Source organism: Coprococcus sp. ART55/1, assembly GCF_000210595.1.
Classification (GTDB): Bacteria; Bacillota; Clostridia; order Lachnospirales; family Lachnospiraceae; genus Coprococcus; species Coprococcus aceti.
This window is the reverse complement of the sequence record NC_021018.1, coordinates 539,998-545,861: the sequence shown is the minus strand read 5'-3', so window position 1 is coordinate 545,861 and position 5,864 is coordinate 539,998. Positions and strand designations below refer to the sequence as shown.

Here is a 5,864-nt window from a genome sequence, read left to right as displayed (position 1 = left end):
CATATAACATGAATCAGAAATATGATATGATCAGTGAAACGAGAAGTACAAGATCTGGATCCGGCGGTCATGGCGGAATCGGCGGCGGTGGATTCGGAGGCGTCGGCGGTGGCGGTGGAGGCCACAGCTTCTAGTCAAAGAGAAGAAAATCTGACAAAATATAAATGATGAAAAATGCTGTGAAGAATTTTCGAAATTCACAGCATTTTATTTTCATAAGGAGGGACCCACGTAAGTGGGAGGATTCCTTGTGAAGTACGCAGACGCCGCGCGAAGCGCCTTACATGCGTCTGCTCCTTTTGTAACGTTTTTCAATTATACTGGTCTTATATGTGAAGGGAGGTAAAAACTTGGCGTCAGGAAAAGAAAAAAATGGAATAGATGAAATATACGAAAAGTACTACAAAGACGTATATCGTTTTGTGCTGGCACTGTCTAAGAATCCCCACATAGCCGAAGACATAACACAGGAGACATTTGTTAAAGCGATAAAAGCTGTGGATCGGTTCAAAGGAGACTGTGATATAAAGGTCTGGCTCTGTCAGATAGCCAAGAATACATACTTTACATATGCGGGCAAACAGAACCGGGAGCAGGTGGACGTTGACGCGGTAAATAACCGGTCAGAGTCACAGGCTGCACTTATGGGGGCTGCGGAGTATGATCTCATATCTGAGTCGGTTGAGGATAGCGGTGTATTCAAATTTTATCTCGGGGAGCAGGGGCTGACATCACTTGATATATTTGGAAATGCAAGGTCGTGGATGTCAAGTGAGGCGTATCAGAGCTTTGGAGGATATAGAGAGGGCGTGGCTGTCCCTCAGACAGAACATAAGGATACAGGCAGTTCAGATATATACTATGGCGATGATGAGCCAAGAGTTATAAATAAGATTGTGTATTGTCACAAGGATGGAACCGAGGTTGCCACTCTCTGGGAGGAGAACCAGAATCTGCCGATCCTGAACAGTGAAAAATAGAATGTGTATGCCACATAAAACTCACATTACAAATAATTAAAGTAAAAACCACCCTTTTTTGCCATTTAATTGAATGATCCATGATATACTAGCATTGTGCATGACGTTCACGCTGTATTTAAAGGGGTATTGCCCCAGTTATGAAAAGGATAGTAAGCTAAATGGGAAATAAGAAAAAGATGGTGTTCAACGTATTGTTCCTGGTTCTCATATTTGCCGGAACGATATACGGAGTGTTTCACGGCGAGGATATAGGACAGATATCTGATATACTTCAGACGGTGAATCCTTGGTGGCTCATACCGGGAGTGGTATGTGTTGTGGTATTTATATGGGGAGAATCAATTATCATTCATTATATGATGCGAAATCTTGGAGTGAAGGTAGGCAGGGGAACCTGTTTCCTGTTCTCGTCGGTTGGATTCTTCTTTAGCTGTATTACACCATCTGCATCAGGCGGACAGCCGGCGCAGATATATTATATGAAAGAAAAAGAAGATACCGATCCCGGTGTCCACACAGGTACTGCTCATAGTGACGATCACGTACAAGCTGGTACTGGTGCTTCTGGGACTTGGAATCGCTATATTTGGACAGAAGTTTATACATACTTATATAGATGATGTGCAGTGGGTGTTCTATCTGGGACTTGTGCTGAACGTGGTGTGTGTGGCAGGTATGGTGCTGTTCGCATTCCATCCGTCACTTGCCAAGGCATTTGTTGTGAAGGGCAGCAGACTTCTTGAGAAGATGAGATTCCTGAGACACAAGAAGTCCCGTGAGGAAAAGCTTGCAGCATCGATGGAGAAATACAACCAGACTGCGGATTATATGATGGGACATTTCGGGATGCTGGTGGTAGTGTTCATTATAACAGTTGTGCAAAGATTCTCACTATTTGCAGCGACATGGTTTGTGTACAAGGCATTCGGACTTGCGGGGGCATCTGCAGGACTTATCATACTGATGCAGGGAGCTATAGCTGTTGCGGTCGATATGCTTCCACTTCCAGGTGGTATGGGAATCAGTGAGAAGCTGTTCATGGAGATGTTTTTGCCGATATTTGGAAGCAAATTGTTGCTGCCGGGTATGATACTCAGCAGAGGTCTGGGATATTACACGGAGCTGATAATCAGTGCGGTATTTACGATTGTGGCAAATTTTGTGATTGGGAGAAAGACTGATGAAACCAAGATCAGAGATGAGCATGGAGCTCTATGAGATGATGCTTGACCGGGGATATCCCGAGGAGTTCTGTGATCTCATATCAAAGAATCTGAATACGGATTTTACGGCGGGCAGGATGATGGGCTATCTGTCGCATTATCAGGAGCTGCCTCTTGAGGAGATTGTGGATGAGATGTTGTCCATTCTCGCAGACCGGAACCGTATCATGCAGAAGAAGCAGCTTGAGAGCAACAATGCCGAGTGGAACCGTTTTCTGGAGGAAGGCTTCGGACTGGATGAAGATGATGAATAATCTTTATAATAGTTGAGTTACTTAACTGGTAAAATCTGTCGTTATATGGTACAAATATTTATAGAAAAGTATATGGAAAAAGGATTGATATAATGACGGAAAATGAAGCTAATCAGAGCGCTGAGGAACAGGAGAAAAAGGTACAGAGTGAGATAGAAGAGACCCTGGCCGGGGCCGGTATTGGTATGTGGACCATGGTGCTCATGAACGACGGCAGATCCATGCTGTATGCGAACAAGAAGATGAACGCTCTTCTTGGAACGACTGATGATCTGTCGCCTGAAGATAGATATGTAAAGTGGATAGCAGGCATTACTGAGGAGTCACAGCAGGCCACCGCTGAATACATGGAGACCATAAGACGCGACGGCAAGGCTGAGGTTATATATACCTGGATGCATCCAACCAGAGGACTGTTGCACATAAGATGTGGCGGTGTTCGGGACAGGAGTTTTACCGATGGCATCAAAGTCAGAGGCTACCATCAGGATATAACCGCTGTGCGCAATGCGGAACAGGCTCACAAGGAGGAACTCCGGGAGCAGGATTCGGTTATCGAGGCTGTTAGCAGCATATATTTTATTGTGTGGATATTCAATCTTCAGACCGGTAAGGTGCGGGTTATCAAGGAAGGTGATACCTTCAGAAAGCCGGCACAGAATGCGGATTACGAAGCAGGAAAGACAATAGAAAATGTGATAAATGACTGTGTGGTTGAAGAGGATCGTGAGCAGATGCGCAGATTCTACAATCTGGACAGGCTGGCGGAGAAACTCAGGACGGAGAAGAGCGTCAGTAAGGATTTCCGGGACACTTTATATGGCTGGTGCCGTATAACGGCGATTCCAGTCAGGACGGATGAGGAGAGTGAACTCACCCGTATACTCATAGGTGTTCAGGAGATCGACGAGGAGAAGAAGGAGGAGATCCGTGCCCAGAAGCTGCTTGCCGAAGCTTACGAAGAGGCCAAGCGTGCAAATACAGCGAAGACGGAATTTCTTTCACGCATGTCACACGACATAAGAACACCTATCAACGGAATCCTTGGAATGTCACGAATTGCCGAACAGTGCATAGATGACAGGGACAGAGTGATGGATGCGCTGTCCAAGATAGATGATGCTGGAAAACAGCTTGAACTGCTCATCAACGATGTGCTTGATATGAGCAGACTTGAGAGCGGAAGAACGGAGCTCACCAGTGAACCGTTTGACATAATAAAGGTTTTGAGAAGTGGATATGATCCAATCCTGGTCATGGCACAGGAGAACGATGTGAAGCTTAAGGGTGCTCATTTCAATATAAAGCACAACATGGTTATAGGCAGTCCGCTTCATCTTCAGCGGATCTCTCTCAATATACTGACAAATGCCATCAAGTACAACAAGCCGGGCGGAACGGTAGAGGCGTGGATGGACGAGATCCCTGTAGACGGCAGGCATTCCAATTATGTGTTCAGGATAGCTGACACAGGAGTTGGAATGAGCCAGGAGTTCATCAGCCACCTGTTTGAGCCATTTTCAAGGGAGCACACTGATGCGGGAACAAAGTATCAGGGAACAGGTCTTGGCATGGCTATTACCAAGGAGCTTCTCGACCTCATGGGTGGAAGCATAGAGGTTGATAGTAAGCCGGGTGTGGGTTCTACATTTACCATGAAGATACCATTTGAGATCTGTACAGATGTCGTTGAGCCGGAGAAGCCAGAGGATCACGAGGCAGTCAGACTTGATGGAATGAAGATACTGCTGGTTGAGGACAATTCGCTCAACATGGAGATAGCAACATTTATGGTGGAGACGGCTGGTGCTGTTGCCACAACTGCGGCAAATGGCCGTGAGGCTGTTGAGATATACAGATCACATCCGGCTGGAAGCTTCGATGTGATACTCATGGATGTGATGATGCCGGAGATGGATGGCCTTGAGGCCACCAGGCAGATAAGAAGCTCAGACCTTGAGGATGCCGGAACCATTCCGATCATTGCCATGACTGCAAATGTATTCGCAGAGGATGTGAAGAAGTGCAAGGCGGCGGGCATGAATGAGCACATAGCAAAGCCACTTGATGAGGATAAGGCATTACATATAATTGCGGGATACAGACATTAAACACAATAAGATACACGATTAAAGAGATAATGATACAGTAAGTAAAAAGCAGTCTGCGGACATCGCCAGTGTTATACATGGTGATGATCCGTCAGACTGCTTTTTATTAATTATATTGAAATGTCTGTCTAGCCGATGCCTCCGAGAAGGATACCAAGTATCAATACAAGGAGACATACAGGACAGTAGATGTATTTGCATATAGGCACGAACTTCTCTGTGAACTTCTTTTCCCTTCCGGTGTTGACCTGTGTCTCAACATATTTCTTGCCACATACCCAGAAGAACATGATTCCGGCAAGTCCTGCGCCAAGTGGGCAGATGTAGATGGACAGTACATCCATCCAGTCAGATACGATACCCTGTATACAGATGGATACCACAACTGCTATGACACCGATGATGGCACATGCAGGTTTTCTGCCAACTCCAAGCTTCTCCTGCACCGTTGCGATTGGTGCTTCGTACAGATTGATTAGTGATGACAGTCCCGCCATGAACACAGCCACAAAGAAGAGTATGGCAACAATATAACCGCCAGGCATGGACTTGAACAGGCATGGCAGATAGATGAACAGCAATCCCGGGCCGCCCTGGTTGAGCTGTGCTCCGGCAGTTGCCATGGCAGGTATGATTACCAGTGCGGCAAGCATGGCAGCAATCGTATCGAAAAGTGCAACACGTCCGGCAGCCCCCGGTATATCCTCATCGTCTGGCAGATATGAGCCGTATATCAGAGTTCCGTTTCCCGCAACTGAGAGTGAGAAGAATGCCTGTCCCAGCGCAAATATCCATGTCTTTGGATCTGCAAGTACCTTTGGCTCTATGCGGAAGATGTATTTGTATCCCTCTATAGCTCCCGGCTGGCATGCCGCATATATGGCCAGGATGATGAACAATACGAAGAACGCCGGCATCAGGACCTTGTTGGCCTTCTCAATACCGTTGCCCACGCCGAACATAAGGATGGTGATTCCGATGGCAAGTGCAATGATCTGCCATGCATTGTTGCCAAATGAAGATGCCATTCCGCCGAAGCTTGAAGAAAAGCCGTCTATATCCTCCGGTGACAGTGTGCTTCCGGTGAAAGCTCCGATCATGTATTTCAGTATCCAGCCCATGACGACCGTGTATCCGATGGCCATTGCCAGTGCGCCGAGCACAGGTATGCCGCCCAGCAGTTCACCGAGCTTTCGCTTGCCCTTTTTCTCCATGGCGATTCCAAATGCATCGATTGGACCGGATCTTGTGGCTCGTCCGAAGCTCATCTCTCCGATAACTCCGGTGAATCCG

4 protein-coding genes and 1 pseudogene are annotated in these 5,864 nt (G+C 46.7%); 4 read left to right on the top strand and 1 reads right to left on the bottom strand.

Annotation, left to right across the window (positions count from 1 at the left end):
- Positions 1-350: 350 nt before the first annotated feature.
- From CCU_RS14400 to CCU_RS02640, 4 genes and pseudogenes are all read left to right on the top strand, one after another.
- Entirely contained in the window at positions 351-980 is a 630-nt protein-coding gene (locus CCU_RS14400) for an RNA polymerase sigma factor (RefSeq protein ID WP_330369799.1), read from the top strand.
- 161 nt (positions 981-1,141) lie between these two features.
- Positions 1,142-2,201, top strand: a pseudogene (locus tag CCU_RS02650) (lysylphosphatidylglycerol synthase transmembrane domain-containing protein).
- On the top strand, positions 2,164-2,460 hold the full coding sequence (locus tag CCU_RS02645) for a hypothetical protein (protein WP_015533463.1): 297 nt from the start codon (positions 2,164-2,166) through the stop codon (positions 2,458-2,460). The pseudogene CCU_RS02650 and the gene CCU_RS02645 overlap by 38 nt, the downstream one beginning before the upstream one ends.
- Before the next feature lie 92 nt (positions 2,461-2,552).
- On the top strand, positions 2,553-4,571 hold the full coding sequence (locus CCU_RS02640) for a hybrid sensor histidine kinase/response regulator (protein ID WP_015533462.1): 2,019 nt from the start codon (positions 2,553-2,555) through the stop codon (positions 4,569-4,571).
- 128 nt (positions 4,572-4,699) lie between these two features.
- On the opposite strand, the gene CCU_RS02635 is transcribed toward CCU_RS02640, so the two are convergent.
- Positions 4,700-5,864, bottom strand: a 1,165-nt coding sequence (locus CCU_RS02635) for a sodium-dependent transporter (RefSeq protein ID WP_208895921.1), incomplete at its 5' end; no start/stop codon positions are given.

Excerpts from the sequence above, each read along its gene's own strand:
- CCU_RS02640 (WP_015533462.1), top strand. The coding sequence starts at position 2,553 with ATGACGGAAAATGAAGCTAATCAGAGCGCTGAGGAACAGGAGAAAAAG.
- CCU_RS02645 (WP_015533463.1), top strand. The coding sequence starts at position 2,164 with ATGAAACCAAGATCAGAGATGAGCATGGAGCTCTATGAGATGATGCTT.